We start from the raw sequence: 18683 nt of genomic DNA on the forward strand, positions 1-18683 counted from the left end.
GTTTTCGGAACTTTGAAAACTTCAAAAAAAGGATTTTTATCGCTATCAACATCAAAAAAGAAAGGACGAATTTCGTCCTTTCTAGATCTTAGCTTTTCTTCAACCCACTACAGTTGACAAAGAGCCAAATGATTTTGGGACAACATCAGACAGTGACTGCCAATCGTAAACTGAGCAAAACTGTCATCAACATAATCGGATTTTTTATCCAAAATACGCTCCAAGTCAGCACAGACTTGTGGAACATCGGAAACGATAATATCTAATTGATTTAAATTCATTTACTATCCTCCATAAAAAGACCGGATTGCTCCGATCTTTTTAAGTTTCGCTCTAAGAAAATCAAAGAATAAACAAGGCATCGAACCGCAGGCAGTACTGAAGTACGGCAAGGTGAAGATAACACAGTTTAAATTTGATTTTCGACGAGAGGAATTATTTAATTGCGCGTGATTGCAATCCTTCTTCTTCCAAGAAGAGGCGGAATGGTACGAGTTCTTCTGCTTCGTATTTTTCCTTGAAAGCTTTGATTGCTTCTTCTGAGTGAAGTTTTGGATCCAATTCAAGTACTTCTACTGGAAGTGGACGGTGTGGAGTGATGCGAGCATCGATAACAACAGTTTTACCTTCTTTGCTCAATTTAACAGCTTCTGCAACAACTGCATCGATGTCTTCGATACGGTCAACTGTAAATCCAACAGCTCCTTGAGCTTCAGCGATTTTCGCATAGTCAGCATTAGGGAAGTCACAACCAAACAAGTGTTTGTTTGTGTCTTCGTATTTGTCCTTGATGAAGGCATATTTACCATTTGAGAAGACAACGTTGATAACTGGAAGGTCGTATTGAACGTTTGTGATAACGTCTGGGTAGCACATGTTGAATGCACCGTCACCCATGATGTTCCATACTTGACGATCTGGATTGTCTTTCTTAGCAGCGATACCACCAGGAAGGGCAATACCCATTGTCGCAAAGAGTGGAGATGTACGCCACATGTTCTTAGGTGTCATGTGAAGGTGACGAGTAGATGTTTGAGTAGTGTCACCTACGTCGATTGAATAGATAGCGTCTTGATCAGCATGTTTGTTGATTGCATTGTAAACTTGATACAATTGCAATTCACCCTCAGTTTTACCTTCGAGTTTGTTCATGTAATCACGCCAGTTTTGGTTATTCTTAACGTTTGCACGCCACCATGGAGTAGATTCAACTGGATTCACTTTGTCAAGGATTGCTTTCGCTGCTTGACCTGCGTCACCAAGGATTGAAGCGTCAAGGGCGTGACGTTTACCAAGTTTGTAAGGGTCAATATCAACTTGGATGAATTTTTCAGTGTTCTTGAATGCTTCATAAACTTCAGCAAATGGGAAGTTTGAACCAAGGAAAAGAACTGTGTCTGCTTCAAAGACCACTTCGTTGGCTGGTTTCCAACCAACACGGTAAGCAGAACCTGTCAAACCTTCATAGTTCCATTCGAAAGCTTCAAAGTTTTTACCAGTTGTGATGATTGGTGCTTTGATTTTACGTGACAATTCAGTAATCACTTCACCAGCTTTCACACCACCGTAACCAGCGTAAATAACTGGACGTTCAGCATTGTTCAAGATTTCAACAGCTTTGTTGATTTCAACTTCGTTCAAAGCAGGAGCGATGAATGAACGTTCGTATGAACCTGAACCGTAGTATGAATTTTCGTCGATTTCTTGGAAACCGAAGTTTACTGGGATTTCAACAACAGCTGGACCTTTTTTAGAAACTGCAGCACGGCAAGCTTCGTCGATTACTTTTGGCAATTGCTCAGCGTAAGCTACACGTTTGTTGTATACAGCGATACCGTTGTACATTGGGTTTTGGTTCAATTCTTGGAAAGCATCCATGTTGAGTTCGTTAACTGGACGTGATCCAAGGATCGCTAGGAATGGAGTGTTATCCATAGCTGCATCGTAAACACCGTTAATCAAGTGAGTCGCACCTGGACCACCTGAACCAACTGCAACCCCGATTGAGCCGCCGAATTTAGCTTGCATAACCGCTGCAAGAGCACCTGTTTCTTCGTGACGAACTTGCAAGAAACGGATATCTTTGTCTTCAGCCAAAGCGTCCATCAATGAGCTGAGTGTTCCTGATGGGATACCATAGATTGTGTCTACGCCCCATGTTTTCAATACATTAAGCATTGCTGCAGATGCAGTAATTTTCCCTTGAGTCATAATGATAACTCTCCTTCAAATATTTTTAAATCTACTAAAAAAGGTTTCATATAGTTTTTGAAAACGTTTCAGTAAATTTTTACAATACTAATTTATCACATTTATTTTGACTTTACTAAGAATCTGCTCAGAAGTTTTTATTCTCTATTACAGTACAGTTTGAAAACGTTTTTAGCTTCTGTTTTATAATACTCAATGAAAATCACAGAGCAAACTAGGAAGCTCGCCACAGGTTGCTCAAAGCACAGCTTTGAGGTTGCAGACAAAGCTGACGTGGTTGGAAGAGATTTTTGAAGAGTATAAAAAAGCGAGCAAGCCCGCTTTTAATCTATTTTACTAAAGTTTAGTAAGAGTGAACTAGTCAGAACAGATACAGAACTAAAGGCCATGGCTAGACCTGCCAGTTCTGGATTGAGGGCCAGTCCAACACCTGAAAAGACTCCTGCTGCAATCGGAATTCCGGCGACATTGTAGATAAAGGCCCAGAAAAGATTGAGCAGAATTCGATTAAAGGTTTTCTTACTCATGTCAAAGGCACGAACCACTCCTAAGAGGTTATTAGTTGTCAACACCAAATCTGCTGACTCGATGGCAATATCTGTTCCAGCTCCCATAGCAATCCCCACATCTGCTACACTAAGGGCAGGAGCGTCATTGATACCGTCCCCAACAAAGGCTACTTTGCCAGCCGCTTGTAGTTTATGGATTTCATGAGCTTTTTCTTCTGGCAAGACACCTGCAATGACCTCTTCGATTCCGATTTGATCTGCAATAGCACGCGCCACACCAGCATTGTCTCCTGTCAGCATGACTGTTTTAAGACCTCGTTTTTTCAACTGACTGATGGCAAGCTTAGCATTTTCCTTAGGAATATCTTGCAGAGCAAGCAAACCTTTGATTTCATTGTCCACAGCCAAGAACACAACTGTCTTAGCTTCTTTTTCCAGTTCTTCTAGTTTTTCTTGATAAGTGCTAGAAATGTTCATGCCATCCAGCATTTTAGCATTTCCAAGCAAAACTTGTTTTCCATTGATTTGCCCTGAGACACCTTTTCCGTGCAAGGCTTGGAAATTTTCAACAGTTTGAAACTCAAGTCCAGCTTCACTCGCTCGTTTCACAACGGCTTCAGCCAGTGGGTGTTGAGAAGCTTCTTCCAAGGAAGCTGCCAATCCAAGCACTTCTACTTCGTCGCCGATGATATCTGTGACCACAGGTTTCCCTTCCGTCAAAGTCCCTGTTTTATCAAAGACAATGGTTTGGACTTTCTGGATTTCCTGTAGAACCGTTCCATTTTTGAGAAGAACCCCCATCTTGGCACTGCGACCTGTCCCTACCATAAGGGCTGTCGGTGTTGCAAGTCCCAATGCACAAGGGCAGGCGATAATCAAAACCGCCACTCCGTAGAGAAGAGAGGACACAAAGCTAGCTCCAAGCACGACCACACTATCCCTGAGCAAGACGAACCAAACCCAAAAGGTCACAATCCCTAAAATGACAACTGCTGGGACAAAAATTCCTGAAATCTTATCCGTCAAGTCCTGAATCGGCGCACGACTGGTTTGAGCTTTCTTCACAAAATCCACAATCTGAGCCAAAACAGTCTCTGAACCAACTTTTTCTGCTCTAAAAACAAGTGTTCCACTATTATTGATGGTTGAACCAATGACGGTATCTCCAACTGTCTTGTCCACAGGCAGACTCTCACCTGTCACCATAGACTCATCAATACTAGAGATACCTTCTACTACGACACCATCAACCGCAATCTTTTCACCGGGACGCACTCGAATCAGGTCACCTACCTTGACTTGCTCCAAAGGGACTTGAACATAGTTATCCTCACGCATGACTTCTGCAGTTTTAGCCTGCAAGTCAAGTAATTTCTCCACAGCTTGGGAAGTATTTTTCCGCATTTTCTCCTCAAAAACGGCTCCCATAAGAACGAAGAAGAAGATAAAGGCAGCACTTTCAAAGTAAACGGGGAGGCCAGCGAAGAGGGCGACTAGGCTATAGAAATAGGCCACTAGGGTTCCCAGAGCAACCAAGGTATCCATGTTGGCATTGTGCTTTTTAAAACTAGCCCAAGCACTTTGGATATAAGGACCACCTGCTACTAGCATAATCGGTGTTGTGGCTAAAAAGGTGCCCCAACGCATGACTTGGTGACTAATTCCTCCTGTCGACATCCCAATCATGAGGATTACAAGAGGCACAGTAAAGATACTAGTAATCCAAAAACGCTGTAAAAGTGATAGAGATTTTCGAGTCTTCTCAACAACTGTATAACTTCCCTTTTGCATCTTCATACCACAAGAAAATTCATGTTGACCTAATTCTTGAGGTGTAAAACGAATGACTTTCTCCTCATCTACGCCGATTGGTTCCAAGATGCCTTCTTCTTCAAACAGAATTTCCTTGTAACAGTTTGAAGGAGTTGCTCGATGAAAGGTAATCTCAGCTGGAATCCCTTTTTGAAGCTGTATATGAGCTGGATGGTAGCCTTTGTCTGCCGTGATACGGATTTTTTGAACACCATTTTCAAGACTTGCTTTTACAATTTCAGTCATATCATTCTCCTATTCTACAATCATCTTACCGTGCATCATATTCATGCCACAAGAGAAACCATACTCTCCAGCCTGCTCAGGCGTGATTTCCACTACATACTCTTCCCCCATTGGCAGATCCGCATGTACACCAAAGTCTGGAAATACGATCTGATCCAAACATGGTGAAGGATCTTTGCGGTCAAAGACAATGCGGGCTGGCACTGATTTCTTGAGGATAATCAACTCAGGCGTATAGCCCCCCATGACCTCCACTCGAATCTCTTGGTAGCCGTTTTTTTGCTGGGCCTTTTGTCCAGATTTTTCAGGCTTTTTGAAAAACCAAAACAAGATAAACGCGATAAGGGCAATACAAATAATGGTTACAATAATATTCAACATGACGTCTCCTTTACATACAATTACATTTTACTTCTGTTACAGCGCTTGATTTCTTCTCAGAAATCACAGCTTCCAAGTCTTCCAAGTCAGCCTGAGTAAAATCACATTCAGCAATCAAATCAGCCAACAAGTTCTTAATCCTACGGGAACAAACTTTATCTTTGATATCTTGAACAAGCAAGTCTCGACTTTGATCCAAAGTTAAAAGGGCTGAATAGACAAAGGACTTGCCTTCTTTTTTCCTCGTCAGGCACTCTTTCTCAACCAAACGAGCCAAAAGAGTTTGAATGGTCGACTTGGACCAGTCGAACCGCTCCGCCAGAACCCTAATCAAATCTGAACTAGTCTGCTCTCCTTGCATCCAAATAATCTTCATGACCTGCCATTCTGCATCTGAAATCTGCATAATCACACCTCCAAAATCTACATTTGTCAATTACAATTATCAGTATACTCTTAAAATCTACATTTGTCAACTATGAAATTAATCTTTTCTTTGAAAAATTGAATTTTAACCCTATGATAAAGGATTTGCAGTCAAATCTTACTATATAAACTATGAAAATATGCTATACTAAAGAAAAAAGAAAACAACCACTAGGGGTGCGTAAAGCTGAGATTAACGACTGTTAGACCCTTTGACTCAATCTAGGTAATGCTAGCTGATGGAAGTGGAAATGATAATGGGGACTAGCAGTCTTCTATTGCCTTTCTAAAACAGACTAGCTTGTTCTTAAGAATACAAACTTCAGTTGGTTGGGAGGTTTTAGATGACTTATTTACCCGTTGCTTTGACCATTGCAGGGACTGACCCTAGTGGTGGTGCTGGCATTATGGCTGACTTAAAGTCGTTCCAAGCTAGAGATGTCTATGGGATGGCCGTTGTGACAAGCCTTGTCGCTCAAAATACCAGAGGTGTTCAGCTAATCGAGCACGTTTCTCCTCAAATGTTGAAAGCACAATTGGAGAGTGTCTTTTCGGATATCAAGCCTCAGGCTGTAAAAACTGGCATGTTGGCAACTACTGAAATTATGGAAATCATCCAGCCCTATCTTAAAAAGCTGGATTGTCCCTATGTCCTTGACCCTGTTATGGTCGCTACTAGTGGAGACACCCTGATTGATGCGAGTGCCAGAAGCTACCTAAAAACAAACCTGCTTCCACTTGCAACCATCATCACTCCGAATCTTCCTGAGGCAGAAGAAATTGTTGGTTTTTCAATCCATGATCCTGAAGACATGCAGCGTGCTGGTCGCCTGATTTTAAAAGAATTTGGTCCTCAGTCTGTTGTTATTAAAGGTGGGCATCTCGAAGGCGGTGCCAAGGATTTCCTCTTTACCAAGGAGGACCAATTTGTCTGGGAAAGTCCACGAATTCAAACCTGTCATACACATGGTACTGGATGTACCTTTGCTGCAGTGATTACTGCTGAACTAGCCAAGGGGAAAACCCTCTATCAAGCAGTCGATAAAGCCAAGGCCTTTATCACGAAAGCCATCCAAGACGCCCCTCAACTCGGTCATGGTTCTGGCCCAGTTAACCATACAAGCTTTAAAGATTAAAAAAACTCTCTAGTTCCTACTTTAAGGGAATTAGAGAGTTTTTATACTCTTCGAAAATCTCTTCAAACGACGTCAGCTTTATCTGCAACCTCAAAGCTGTGCTTTGAGCAACCTGCGACTAGCTTCCTAGTTTGCTCTTTGATTTTCATTGAGTATTAATTAGAAAATAATGTCATCCAACTTTGTCAAAAAGGCTTGCGTTTTTGTCTCTATATCTTCTGCCTGCATCAAATCACGCACTACAGCTACACCAGCTATGCCAGTGCCCATAAGTTGGTCAATGTTCTCCGAAGTTAAACCTCCGATAGCAACTACTGGAATGGCGACCCTTTGGCAAATTGTTTTCAAGGTTGAAATCAGGGTGATAGGCGCATTTTCCTTGGTCGTGGTCGGAAAAATGGCTCCTGTCCCCAAGTAATCTGCTCCCCCTTCTTCTGCCTCAAGGGCTCTTTTTACAGTTTTAGCTGTAACACCGAGGATTTTTTCAGGGCCCAAGACTTGTCGGGCAACCGAAACTGGTAGTTCATCGTCTCCGATATGCAGACCAGCAGCATCAACTGCGAGACAGACATCCAAGCGATCATCGATTATCAAGGGTACCTGATAGGAATCTGTTATTTCCTTGACTTGTTTTGCCAGTTGATAATATTGATTGGTTGTAAGATTTTTTTCTCGCAATTGGACTATAGTAACCCCTGAACGGCAAGCCGTCTCAACCTTTTCAAGAAAGCTTTCCAAGGAATCTTGGTAGCGATTGGTTACTAGATACAGTCTAAGCGCCTCTCTATTCATAAACATCTCCTTTGATGGCATCTAGCCAATTTTCATCTCTTTTGAGGAGCGAAAGCTGATTGAGTACTTGGTATCGAAAATCTTCCAATCCCATTCCTTGAACAACTATTCTCTCAGCGGAGATATTGAGATAAGAAACCGCTAGGAAAGAAGCTTCAAAGGCAGTCTTTCCTTGGCTGAGAAAAACAGCTGTTAAAGCTCCAACCAAGTCTCCTGTCCCTGTTATCCAGTCTAATTCAGCACAGCCATTTCCCAGTACAGCGACCTGATTCTTCGAAACGATGAGGTCCTTAGGACCAGTAACTAAGAATAACATACCAGGATAGGTCTGACACCAGTCTTTCAAGACTTGAAGTAAATCCTCAGTTTCTTGGTCTTTAGCACTCGCATCTACCCCAACGCCGTGGTGCTTTAAGCCAACAAGACTTCGAATTTCCGACATGTTTCCTTTAAGGACCGTAGGGCTGTAGTCTAAAAGGTCTTTAATTAAGCTCTTACGAATGGATGAAGCCGTTACGCCAACCGCATCTACTACCATTGGGAGAGAAACTTGAGCTGCATAAGAAGCTGCCATACGGATTGCTTTTTCCTTCTCAGCAGACAAATGCCCCAAATTGATGAAGAGGGCCTGGCTTTGCTTAGTAAAATCAAGAACCTCACGGGAATCATCTGCCATAACTGGTTTACATCCCAGAGCCAAAATCCCATTTGCCAGCATCTCACAAGAAATCTCATTGGTAATACAGTGAATGAGGGAAATCGTTCCCAGAGGAAAAGGATTTGTAAATGCCTGCATCAGTCTATCCTTTCACCAAAGAAATATCCCTGAACTTTTTTAAAGAATTCCTGCTTGATTAAAAACCGAAAGGCAATAAAGGAAATCGCTGTACCAATCAAGGTTGCTCCGAAAAATCGAGGAGTGTAGATAAACCAGCTAAGCTTAGCTGCCGATCCTGTAAAGAGTACCATAACAGGATAGGAAACAATAGAACCAATAATACCTGTTCCCAAAATTTCTCCCAAGGCAGAAAAGTAAAATTTTCGACCATACTTATAAAAGAGACCTGCTAAAAGGGCTCCAAAAGTCGCTCCTGTGAGAGCTAAAGGCGGAATCCCTTGAGTCGTCATACGGATAAAGGCTGTCACTGTAGCCATAGCCAAGGCATAAACAGGTCCCATCATGATTCCTGCTAGAATATTGACTACACTGGACATCGGTGCCATTCCCTCAATCCGAAAGATAGGCGTAAGGACTACATCAAGGGCAATCATCATGGATAAAATGGTTAATTTGTGAACCTGTAATTGGTGCTTTCTCATATTTCTATTCTTCTCCTGTTTCTAAAGACTGTAAATCGCTTTTCCATGTCTGGTGTTGGTAGGCCATTTCCCAAAACTTAGCTTCCATATGAACACTGATGTGGAAGGCATCTAGCATTTTTTTCTTGTCTGTCTCGTCACTTTCTCGATAGAGTTGATTGACCAGAGCCTCTTCCTCTCTAATCTGTTGCTCCAACTCATCCGTAATATAAGTTTCAATCCATTGTTGGTAGAGAGGATTTGGTGATGGTTTAAGATTAAGTGATTTGCCTATATCATGATATAGCCAAGGACAAGGCAGCAAGCTCGCAAAGGCAATACCCAAGTTTGGCTCTGCAAATTGCCGATAAATGTGAGAGATATAATGATAACAAGTTGGAGCGATTGGATGTTGCTCCATTTCCTGGTCGCTGATTTCTAATTCCTTGAAAAATTGTTGGCGGATAAATAACTCACCTTCCACTAGACTCTGAGCATTTTGTTTCAAGAGTCTTCTCATTTCCTCATTCAAAGTCTTATCAGCCAAGAGGTGATAGGCTTCTGAGAAGGCCTTCAAATAGTAGGCATCCTGAATCAAGTAATAGCGAAAGATGGACAGGTCTAAATTTCCCTCTTGCAACTGTAAAACAAAGGGGTGATGAAAGGAAGTCTGCCAAGCTTCCTTGGATAATTCCATCGCAATATCTGTAAATTCCATAATAACTCCTTTATAAAAATAGACTGGTTTGAAGCAATAAAAAGAAAAGCAGGTAGATGAATAGTGTCCTTTGAGGAATATAAAAAGTCCGATAGCGATTCTCCGCCTGTGCATGTTCGTCATATCCATGCGCCGATAGGGCTCTCAGGTAAAGATGGCGCCACCTAAAGACTGTCATCAGAACCTTGCTGTAAATCAAGGGCGACCAAAAATGTAGTTCTTGACCGCGTAATAAGCAAGCTTCCTTGAGGGACTTGATTTCTTGCTGGATAAGGGGGAAGGAATTGAATACCACAATCAAGGCATAGGCCCAAGAGCGTGATAACCCCTTTTGAGCCAAGTACAAGAGAAGCTCTTTTAGGGAAATAGAGGAAACAAAGACAAGACCAATACAAACGGTCACAAAGGCCCTCGTTCCAAGCATGACTGCCTGCGAAGCATCCCCATGTAACTGAACTGCCCAGTAGTTGGCCAAGGATGGCAAAATGGCGAGCAGAATCATCCAAGCCAATACTTTAAATCGCCGGTAATAGAGCATAAAGAGAATGCAAAATGCGACTACCGAGAGATTAAGAGCAATCGAAGGAATGAAAGATGTTTCCAAGGATAAAATCAGCAAGAAGAGACTGATAATCGGTGTCTGGGTTGCTACTTTGACCATACTATCTCACCTCCCCTTGAGTATTGCTACTCTGAGATGTGAGTGGTTTGGTAATTGTCACTTTTTTCACATGACTGAGACCCTGACTAGTCATCTCAATCCAATAATCAACCACAGAGATCAAGGGATCTAAACGATGGCTAATGATCAGAAAACTTCTTCCCTGATTTCTCTCCTCCACAATCCACTTGCAAAAATAATGGCAGGCTCTATCATCCAAACCTGCAAAAGGTTCATCTAGCAAAATCACAGACGCCTTGCTGGTCAAGATGGTCAAGAGCTGAAGAATCTTTTGCTGGCCACCACTTAATTCATAGGGACTCTTATCAAGTGCCTGCTCCAGATCAAAATATTGTAAAGCTTGGAGAATCCGCTGATTTCTTTCAGAGTCTGGACTGTCTAATTGAAACTCTTCTCGCAGACTGACTCGGATAAACTGTTTCTCAGCTTCCTGAACAACACCCGTCAGGTCACGATACAAACTCTTTTTCTTTTTCAAGACCGAACTCTTCCAAGTAATGCGCCCCTTATACTTTTGAAATTGAAGAATAGACCGAAAGAGGGTTGATTTCCCGACACCATTATCACCCAAGATACAGGAAATTCCTTGGTAGAATGTAAAATTCACAATCGAAAAGAGGGGACGCTTATCCAGCTCACAAATCGTTCGATCCATATGGAACAGTTCCGGGCTAGAAGCAACCTCCTTTGAAGCAACCTGTGTCATCTCAGAGGTAGGGATTTGAAACACTTCCCTTAGTTGTCCATCTCTTAGCTCCACCATATGGTCGATATAGGCTTCATAATCAGATAAATCATGGTCGCACAAAATAACTGTCTTCCCATCAGAAACCAACTCTTTTAGAATCTCCAATATCTCTATCCTACTCTTGCGATCAATGGAAGCGAAGGGCTCATCCAAGAGATAGACCCTAGGATTCATAGCAAAGAGAACAGCCAAAGCAGCCTTTTGCTTTTCCCCACCTGATAAGTGATGAATTGGACGGTGCAAAATCGCCTTGCAGCGACATTGCTGGACAACCTCTGCTATTTTAGAATCAATTTCCTGAACGGGATGCCCAATATTTTCCAAGGTAAAAATCAGCTCCTCAAACAAGTTCTCCATGGTAAATTGATGATTGGGATTTTGAAAGAGAATACCAACCGTCTGGACACGTTCGACGATAGAAAGCTGACTGACCTCGCTCCCATTTATCAGGACTTGACCGCTATAGGGAAGAGAACTGACTTGGGCAATCATTTGAAAGAGACTCGATTTTCCTGAACCACTGCTCCCAACTAACAAGGTAAAGGCTTGCGCATGAAAAGTAAAATCAATCGGCTCAGAGAAGATTGGGGACTGAATCGCTCGTAGTTCCAGCCCCATCTATGCTTTTCCTCCAGCTGCAAACTGATGATAAAGTTTGACAATGGCACGAACTAAGATAGCACAGAAGAAAAAGACAGAAATAAAGCGCACCACAAACAAGGAAAGCACAAAAGGAAGGGAGAAGGCATAGTAACCTAACTTAATGTATTCATAGACAAAGCTAACAAGCGTAATCCCAATACTATTGGCAGTTAGAGAGAGCCAACTTTCATAGCGATTCTTGGTTACGATAAAACCAAGTTCACTTCCCAAACCTTGAACCAAGCCAGACAAAAGGGCACCTAGACCGAATTGGCTACCATAAAGGACTTCAGCAAGCGCAGCTAGCACTTCTCCAATCGTTGCACTTCCGACTCTTGGAACAAAGATGGCAGCAATGGGCGCAGCCATACACCAGAGACCAAAGAGGATTTCATTGGCAAAGGCCTGCAAGCCAAGAGGGGCTAACATCAGAGTGAGGATATCAAACAGATAGCCGGATCCTACAAAAACGCCACCAAAAAAGATAGACAAGAAAGCAAGTAAAATAACATCTTTTAACTGCCATTTTTTCAACATAAAAAAACTCCTTTTTTAAAGAAAAGTGGGGCATTCAATGTGAGCTACCTAAATGCTTTGTATCATCTTCATCCAGTTTCGTAAAAGAAAAAACTCTAATTACAGATAGGAATTAGAGTTCAGCTTACAAGATTAGATGGTTAGTTTCTATAAATACAAAACCTTTTCACATTTCCCTTCGCCAGTCTTAACTGTATCAGGTTCAATGGGTATCATCTCAGCCTAAAGCACCCCAAATGTCTTTATTATTTAATTATATAAATATTATAACAAACGATTTTTTCCAGTTCAAGAAATTGAACTGAGAAATAAGCTAGGCCAATCTATTGTAGTAAAATCACTAAGTAAACCATATAAACAGCCTATTCACTTATGAAGGATAATAACCCAACTTATCGAGTGAGAGAATCCTATTGACTTAAAAGACAAGAATAAAAAAGTTAAAATTGTTCATTCATTTCTCGAACAGTTTTTTCTATATTTTTTGCATACGATATTGCTGAAATGATTGAAACACCATCCATATTAGTCTTCATAATTTCTTTAATATGTTGCGTCTGTATCCCACCAATTGCAACTAAGGGCATTTGTGGCAATAGTTTTCTCATCAATTTAAGACCTTCATAACCTATAGCACCACCAGCATCGTCCTTTGACTGGGTATCAAATACAGGACCAACACCAACATAATCTACATATTCAACTTTTGATTGTTGAAATTCTTCCTCGTTTTTTATAGAAAGACCAATTATTTTATCTGGCATCAATTTTCTAATTTCATCAACTCCAAGGTCATCCTGTCCTACGTGTACGCCATCAGCATCTATTTCCAATGCTAACTCAATATCATCATTAACGATAAATGGAACATTATATTTTTTACAAAGAGCCTGTAGTTTTATTGCTAATTCGACTTTTTCTATACCTTTCAGGGCTCCCTCACCTTTTTCACGGAATTGAAATAAGGTTATACCACCTTTTAAGGCTTCCTCAACGACCGTATATAGATCTTTTCCTTGGCAAGTAGTCGTTCCACAAATAAAATATAGTTTTAGTAATTCTTTATGAAACATTTTTCTTCACTCTTTTGAATTTCTTTACATCTTCATCTGTAATCTCATATAAGGCATTTATAAATTCAACTTTAAATGTTCCAGGAAGATGTCCATTTGGACGTTTTTCTGCCATTTCTCCAGCGATATTGTAAACCAACATTGCTGTTTCTAATGATTTCAATTCTTGACCTTTTTCTAGTCCGATAAAGCTTGCTACTACAGCACCTAATAAACATCCTGTCCCAATAACTTTTGGCATCATGGCACTACCATTATGAATCGTTACCACTTCTCCATTTACCGCAATAGCATCCACTTCACCTGTTACTATTATAGGAATATTGAACTTCTCATTTGCTGCTAGAGCAATTTCATCAATATTATCTACGCCCGCACTATCTACTCCTTTAGATGCCACATTTATCCCTACTAAAGAAGCAATCTCGCCAGCATTTCCCCTAATCGCTGCTAGTTTGTAATTGTTAATTAGATCATCTGCTACTTTTTTTCTATACTCTCCTGCTCCACAGGCTACAGGATCTAAAACTGCTGGGACATTATATTTCTCTGCAATTTTCAGAGCAGCTTGGTATAATTTCCAATTTTCATCTGTCAATGTGCCTATGTTTATTAATAAACCTCCAGCATACTTTAATAAGTCCTCTAAATCTGCTGGAAACTCACTCATGGCTGGTGATGCACCCAGTGCTACTAATCCATTTGCTGTGAAATTTTTTACGACATCATTGGTTATACAAATGACCAAAGGTGCTTTTTCTTTTAATAATTTTAAACTTGTCATATTGAAATTCTTCCTTCTAACTTTATACGATCTACTGATTTCGATTTATCTCTATCTTTCGTTAAGAAATTTTTTTCATTTACATTGAATGATTTACCTCATCAAATTTGTAAATATCCTAAACCTTCTCTAGGCGTCATAACCAATATCAAAAAAGGCTAATTCTAAAGCGACTGCTTGATTCCAGCGTTGCTGAAGTTCTGTCAAATCTTCTCTACCTTTTCCGACACGATTGAGTTCGTCAACCAGAAATTGAACCCACTCTGTAAAGAAAGGACCTCTGTGGAGATTGATCCATTCCGAATGAATATAGGCTTCAGGTATAGGCAGATCTTTAGAACCCCAGTCTAAATAGAGACCTTCTGCAATGACCAGCATGATCAAAAGATGAGCATAATCTGATGATGACACAGCAGAATACATTAGATCCTGAAAGGCTTTTGTTACAGGATGCAAGGTCACTTCCAGATAGTCATTCTCAGATACTTTTAACTCTTTGAAAGCCTTTTGGAAATAACCATCTTCATCTGCTTCAAGAAAGCCTAGTTGCTTGGCAAAACGAAGCTTGGATTCAAGCTGGTCTGCGTGGGCTACGCAAGCACCCAGCATGGATAAGAAGGCATCAAAGAAGTGATAATCTTGAATTAGGTATTCTTTTAAGACCTTATTCTCAATTGTCCCCGCAAAAAGTTCCTTAACAAAACGATGATTGATTGCAGCCTGCCAATCCTTCTGACCGCTTTTTAATAATTCTCCAACAGTCAAACCTGGCTGAAATGCATAGTCTTGTATTTCCATATTTACTTTTCCTCTCTTTACTCGTTCGTAATCAACAAAATATCAAGAAAATCCTAGTTTTACTTGACCTTTTTAAAGAAAATCAAGGGCGTTCAAGAAGAGCTACCTAAATGCTTTGTATCACCTTCATCCAGCTTATATAAACAAAAAAACTCCAATTACAATCAAGAATTAGAGTTGACTTACAAGATTAGATCGTTCATTTCGCCATACGAAAAAAACTGTCACATTTCCCTTCGCCAGTCTTAACTGTATCAGGTTCAATGGGTATCATCTCAGCCTAAAGCACCCCAAATGTCTTTATTATTTAATTACTGCACCAGTATAGCAAAAAATGAAAGCCCTAGCAAGATATTTGATTGAAAAATATATTTATATAGACTTTCATATGATTTCCCTTTATTAAAACGTTTAAAACACAAGCAAAAACCTCCACATCAAGTGGAGGCAATCATTTTATCAATACAATTTTAAGTCACGAGGGTCAACTGGGAAGGTTGGGTTATAAGGGTTGTGACGGAGTTTGAAGTGTTTGACATCTTCAATAGTCTGAGTTCCAGATAATTGCATAACTGTCTTCAATTCTGCATTCAAGTGTTCAAAGACTTGGCGTACACCGACACTACCACCAAGGGCCAAGCCATAGATAACAGGGCGACCAATAGCTACCAAGTCTGCTCCTGAAGCCAAGGCTTTAAAGACGTGTTGACCACGACGAATACCTGAGTCAAAGACGATTGGCACACGTTTATCAACTGCTTCTGCTACTTCTTGAAGTGAGTCGAAGGCAGCTGGTCCACCGTCGATTTGGCGACCACCGTGGTTAGTTACCCAGATACCAGAAGCACCTGCAGCAAGCGAACGTTCAACATCCTCACGGCATTGTGGTCCCTTGACATAAACAGGAAGTCCTGAGTATTCAGCGATAAATTCTACATCACGTGGAGACAAGCGTTGTTTAGCTGATTTGTAAACAAAGTCCATTGATTTACCAGCACCTTCTGGCAGGTATTCTTCAACAATCGGCATGCCAACTGGGAAGACAAAACCATTACGCTTATCTACTTCACGATTGCCCCCTACAGTAGCATCTGCAGTCAAGACAATCGCTTTATAACCTTCAGCCTTCACACGGTCCATGATATGGCGGTTAATACCATCATCTTTACTAAAGTAAAATTGGAACCAGTGAGGTGTCCCTTGAAGAGCTTCCGTAATTTCTGGAAGGTCGACAGTAGAGTATGAGCTAGTTGTATAAAGAGAACCAAACTCATGCACACCACGCGCAGTAGCCACTTCACCCTGTTCATTTGCTAATTTATGAGCCGCAACAGGCGCCATAATGATTGGTGAAGACAATTTTTCACCTGCAAATTCAATCTCTGTACTTGGATTTTCTACATTGCAAAGTGTATGCGGAACGATGAGTTTGTGGTTAAAGGCGCGGATATTCTCGCGTAAAGTGAAAGTATCTTCTGCTCCACTGGCGATATAGCCAAAGGCTGCTTTAGGAATCACTTGTTGCGCCATTGGCTCCAAATCATAGGTATTGATGAAATCTACATGACCTTCTGCATTGCTTGTTTTGTATGACATAAAATGTCCTCCTTAATAAGTAAGCGTTTACTTTGTATATTACAAAAATATCTTAACTCTTTTTTCAAAACTTTTCAAATATTTTGTTTGGAAATTTCAGAAATTTTATGTCTATGATAAAAAATCCTTATGACGGCAATAAAAAATAGATATTATCCAAAGAAGATTTTAAGTGCTACAATAACTGTATTATTTCTAGATGGGAGGTTCTATTTTTGGATTGGTCCATTGTTGAACAATATCTACCACTATATCAAAAGGCATTTCTTCTAACCTTGCATATTGCAGTTTGGGGAATTTTGGGATCCTTTTTGCTCGGTTTAATCGTTAGTATCATCCGATATTATCGAATCCCTGTTTTGGCGCAAGTAGCGACAGCCTATATTGAATTGTCACGCAATACGCCCCTTTTGATTCAACTCTTCTTTCTCTACTTCGGACTTCCTAGAGTAGGGATTGTCCTATCTTCAGAAGTCTGTGCCACTTTAGGACTGGTCTTTTTAGGAGGATCCTATATGGCAGAATCTTTCCGAAGCGGGCTGGAAGCCGTCAGTCAAACCCAGCAGGAGATTGGATTAGCAATCGGTCTGACACCTGTACAGGTCTTTCGCTATGTGGTTCTTCCGCAAGCAACAGCGGTGGCCCTACCGTCTTTTAGTGCCAATGTCATTTTCCTCATCAAGGAAACCTCTGTTTTCTCAGCAGTAGCTTTGGCCGACCTCATGTACGTCGCCAAAGACTTGATTGGACTCTACTATGAGACAGACATTGCGCTTGCTATGTTGGTAGTTGCTTACCTTATCATGTTGCTACCCATCTCACTGGTCTTTAGCTGGATAGAAAGGAGGCTCCGCCATGCAGGATTCGGGAATCCAAGTACTCTTTCAGGGAAATAATCTCCTGAGAATCTTACAGGGATTGGGCGTTACGATTGGGATATCCATCCTGTCTGTCCTCTTATCCATGATGTTCGGAACAGTCATGGGAATCATCATGACCTCCCATTCTAGAATCATACGATTTTTAACACGATTGTATCTGGAATTTATCCGTATCATGCCCCAACTGGTGCTACTCTTCATCGTTTACTTTGGCTTAGCTCGAAACTTTAATATCAATATCTCAGGTGAGACTTCAGCTATTATCGTTTTTACCCTCTGGGGAACAGCTGAAATGGGGGACTTGGTCCGTGGAGCTATCACTTCCCTTCCTAAACATCAGTTTGAAAGTGGACAGGCGCTCGGCTTGACCAATGTTCAACTTTACTACCACATTATCATCCCACAGGTTTTGAGAAGACTGCTACCGCAGGCCATTAACCTTGTCACTCGGATGATCAAAACCACTTCCTTAGTCGTATTGATTGGAGTTGTAGAGGTTACCAAAGTTGGACAACAAATCATCGATAGCAATCGCTTGACCATCCCAACCGCTTCCTTTTGGATTTATGGAACCATTCTGGTCTTGTATTTCGCAGTCTGCTTCCCTATTTCCAAACTATCCACTCACTTAGAAAAACATTGGAGGAACTAAATGTCTGAAACTATTTTAGAAATCAAGGAGCTAAAAAAATCCTTCGGAGACAATCCTATCCTCCAAGGTCTTTCTCTAGATATCAAAAAAGGGGAAGTTGTGGTCATCCTAGGGCCATCTGGTTGTGGGAAAAGTACCCTCCTTCGTTGCCTCAATGGCTTAGAAAGTATTCAAGGTGGAGATATTCTTCTAGATGGCCAGTCCATTATTGGTAATCAGAAAGACTTTCACTTAGTTCGCCAAAAGATTGGCATGGTCTTTCAAAGTTATGAACTCTTTCCCCATCTAGATGTCCTACAAAACCTCATCCTAGGCCCTATCAAGGCTCAGGGAAGAGACAAGAAGGAAGTAACGGAAGAAGCTCTGCAACTACTAGAACGGGTTGGTTTACTAGATAAACAACATAGCTTTGCCCGTCAATTATCTGGTGGACAGAAGCAACGGGTTGCAATTGTCCGTGCGCTCCTCATGCATCCAGAAATCATCCTCTTTGACGAAGTGACGGCTTCGCTGGATCCAGAAATGGTGCGCGAAGTTCTGGAACTGATCAATGATTTGGCCCAAGAAGGGCGTACCATGATTTTAGTAACTCACGAAATGCAGTTTGCCCAAGCCATTGCAGACCGGATCATCTTCCTAGACCAAGGGAAAATTGCTGAAGAAGGAACGGCTCAAGCCTTCTTTACCAATCCGCAAACCAAACGAGCTCAGGAATTTTTAAACGTCTTTGACTTTAGCCAATTTGGCTCATATCTATAAA

At 41.1% G+C, this 18683-nt stretch carries 19 protein-coding genes, 1 pseudogene and 3 riboswitches; of the genes and pseudogenes, 4 read left to right on the forward strand and 16 right to left on the reverse strand.

All coding sequences use genetic code 11. The features are described from left to right. Positions 1-125: 125 nt before the first annotated feature. The 5 genes and pseudogenes from QM956_RS08120 to QM956_RS08140 form a co-directional block, all read right to left on the reverse strand. Positions 126-281: pseudogene (locus QM956_RS08120) on the reverse strand (VOC family protein); the annotation flags it as partial. Between the two features lie 154 nt (positions 282-435). Next, complete coding sequence (spxB, locus tag QM956_RS08125) at positions 436-2211, reverse strand: pyruvate oxidase (RefSeq protein WP_261015912.1); 1776 nt, start codon at positions 2209-2211, stop codon at positions 436-438. Positions 2212-2534: 323 nt separating this feature from the next. Continuing rightward, the gene (locus tag QM956_RS08130; protein ID WP_261065315.1) at positions 2535-4778 is read right to left on the reverse strand and encodes a heavy metal translocating P-type ATPase; all 2244 of its coding nucleotides are present in this window, start codon (positions 4776-4778) and stop codon (positions 2535-2537) included. Positions 4779-4787: 9 nt separating this feature from the next. Next, the gene (locus QM956_RS08135) at positions 4788-5159 is read right to left on the reverse strand and encodes a cupredoxin domain-containing protein (protein ID WP_000932059.1); all 372 of its coding nucleotides are present in this window, start codon (positions 5157-5159) and stop codon (positions 4788-4790) included. Between the two features lie 10 nt (positions 5160-5169). After that, positions 5170-5565: a CopY/TcrY family copper transport repressor gene (locus QM956_RS08140; protein ID WP_001167188.1), complete on the reverse strand. Its 396-nt coding sequence runs from the start codon at positions 5563-5565 to the stop codon at positions 5170-5172. Between the two features lie 183 nt (positions 5566-5748). Beyond that, positions 5749-5846, forward strand: a riboswitch (TPP riboswitch). Positions 5847-5929: 83 nt separating this feature from the next. On the opposite strand from QM956_RS08140, the gene thiD reads away from it, so the two are divergent. Then, positions 5930-6721, forward strand: a complete 792-nt coding sequence (gene thiD / locus QM956_RS08145; protein WP_049487063.1) for a bifunctional hydroxymethylpyrimidine kinase/phosphomethylpyrimidine kinase — start codon at positions 5930-5932, stop codon at positions 6719-6721. Between the two features lie 159 nt (positions 6722-6880). Here thiD and thiE (QM956_RS08150) read toward each other — a convergent pair whose 3' ends face one another. The 11 genes from thiE (QM956_RS08150) to lctO all read right to left on the reverse strand — a co-directional run bounded on the left by thiE (QM956_RS08150) (position 6881) and on the right by lctO (position 16390). Then, on the reverse strand, positions 6881-7513 hold the full coding sequence (gene thiE, locus QM956_RS08150; protein WP_261048115.1) for a thiamine phosphate synthase: 633 nt from the start codon (positions 7511-7513) through the stop codon (positions 6881-6883). After that, on the reverse strand, positions 7506-8309 hold the full coding sequence (gene thiM / locus QM956_RS08155; protein ID WP_414302407.1) for a hydroxyethylthiazole kinase: 804 nt from the start codon (positions 8307-8309) through the stop codon (positions 7506-7508). Before thiM (QM956_RS08155) ends, thiE (QM956_RS08150) begins: the two co-directional genes overlap by 8 nt. Next, positions 8309-8833, reverse strand: a complete 525-nt coding sequence (thiW, locus tag QM956_RS08160) for an energy coupling factor transporter S component ThiW (protein ID WP_033685230.1) — start codon at positions 8831-8833, stop codon at positions 8309-8311. Before thiW ends, thiM (QM956_RS08155) begins: the two co-directional genes overlap by 1 nt. A gap of 4 nt (positions 8834-8837) precedes the next feature. Next, the gene (gene tenA / locus QM956_RS08165) at positions 8838-9530 is read right to left on the reverse strand and encodes a thiaminase II (protein WP_004256208.1); all 693 of its coding nucleotides are present in this window, start codon (positions 9528-9530) and stop codon (positions 8838-8840) included. Positions 9531-9540: 10 nt separating this feature from the next. Beyond that, positions 9541-10191, reverse strand: a complete 651-nt coding sequence (locus tag QM956_RS08170) for an energy-coupling factor transporter transmembrane component T (RefSeq protein WP_000241384.1) — start codon at positions 10189-10191, stop codon at positions 9541-9543. A 1-nt stretch (position 10192) separates the two neighbouring features. Continuing rightward, positions 10193-11578, reverse strand: coding sequence for an ATP-binding cassette domain-containing protein (locus tag QM956_RS08175; RefSeq protein ID WP_414302408.1), 1386 nt, complete (start codon positions 11576-11578; stop codon positions 10193-10195). Continuing rightward, positions 11579-12139 carry an ECF transporter S component gene (locus tag QM956_RS08180; protein WP_414302409.1) on the reverse strand — a complete coding sequence of 187 codons (561 nt, stop codon included), beginning with the start codon at positions 12137-12139 and terminating at the stop codon, positions 11579-11581. It abuts the gene before it with no gap. 156 nt (positions 12140-12295) lie between these two features. Further along, a riboswitch (TPP riboswitch) is annotated at positions 12296-12384 on the reverse strand. A 195-nt stretch (positions 12385-12579) separates the two neighbouring features. After that, positions 12580-13212, reverse strand: a complete 633-nt coding sequence (gene thiE / locus QM956_RS08185) for a thiamine phosphate synthase (protein ID WP_261074028.1) — start codon at positions 13210-13212, stop codon at positions 12580-12582. After that, complete coding sequence (thiM, locus tag QM956_RS08190) at positions 13202-13996, reverse strand: hydroxyethylthiazole kinase (RefSeq protein WP_414302410.1); 795 nt, start codon at positions 13994-13996, stop codon at positions 13202-13204. Before thiM (QM956_RS08190) ends, thiE (QM956_RS08185) begins: the two co-directional genes overlap by 11 nt. Positions 13997-14125: 129 nt before the next feature. Beyond that, positions 14126-14794, reverse strand: a complete 669-nt coding sequence (locus tag QM956_RS08195; protein ID WP_414302411.1) for a TenA family protein — start codon at positions 14792-14794, stop codon at positions 14126-14128. Between the two features lie 214 nt (positions 14795-15008). Then, positions 15009-15097, reverse strand: a riboswitch (TPP riboswitch). A gap of 156 nt (positions 15098-15253) precedes the next feature. Beyond that, positions 15254-16390, reverse strand: coding sequence for an L-lactate oxidase (lctO, locus tag QM956_RS08200; RefSeq protein WP_000120723.1), 1137 nt, complete (start codon positions 16388-16390; stop codon positions 15254-15256). A gap of 215 nt (positions 16391-16605) precedes the next feature. Here lctO and QM956_RS08205 point away from each other — a divergent pair, with 215 nt between their 5' ends. Genes QM956_RS08205 through QM956_RS08215 form a run of 3 tightly spaced genes read left to right on the forward strand, consistent with a single transcriptional unit; the run spans position 16606 to position 18682 of the window. After that, positions 16606-17286 carry an amino acid ABC transporter permease gene (locus QM956_RS08205; protein ID WP_125448133.1) on the forward strand — a complete coding sequence of 227 codons (681 nt, stop codon included), beginning with the start codon at positions 16606-16608 and terminating at the stop codon, positions 17284-17286. Further along, on the forward strand, positions 17246-17923 hold the full coding sequence (locus tag QM956_RS08210; RefSeq protein ID WP_001154146.1) for an amino acid ABC transporter permease: 678 nt from the start codon (positions 17246-17248) through the stop codon (positions 17921-17923). Before QM956_RS08205 ends, QM956_RS08210 begins: the two co-directional genes overlap by 41 nt. Then, the gene (locus tag QM956_RS08215; RefSeq protein ID WP_125448134.1) at positions 17924-18682 is read left to right on the forward strand and encodes an amino acid ABC transporter ATP-binding protein; all 759 of its coding nucleotides are present in this window, start codon (positions 17924-17926) and stop codon (positions 18680-18682) included. Position 18683 lies beyond the last annotated feature (1 nt).

Source organism: Streptococcus mitis (assembly GCF_047460035.1).
Taxonomy (GTDB): Bacteria; Bacillota; Bacilli; order Lactobacillales; family Streptococcaceae; genus Streptococcus; species Streptococcus mitis_DW.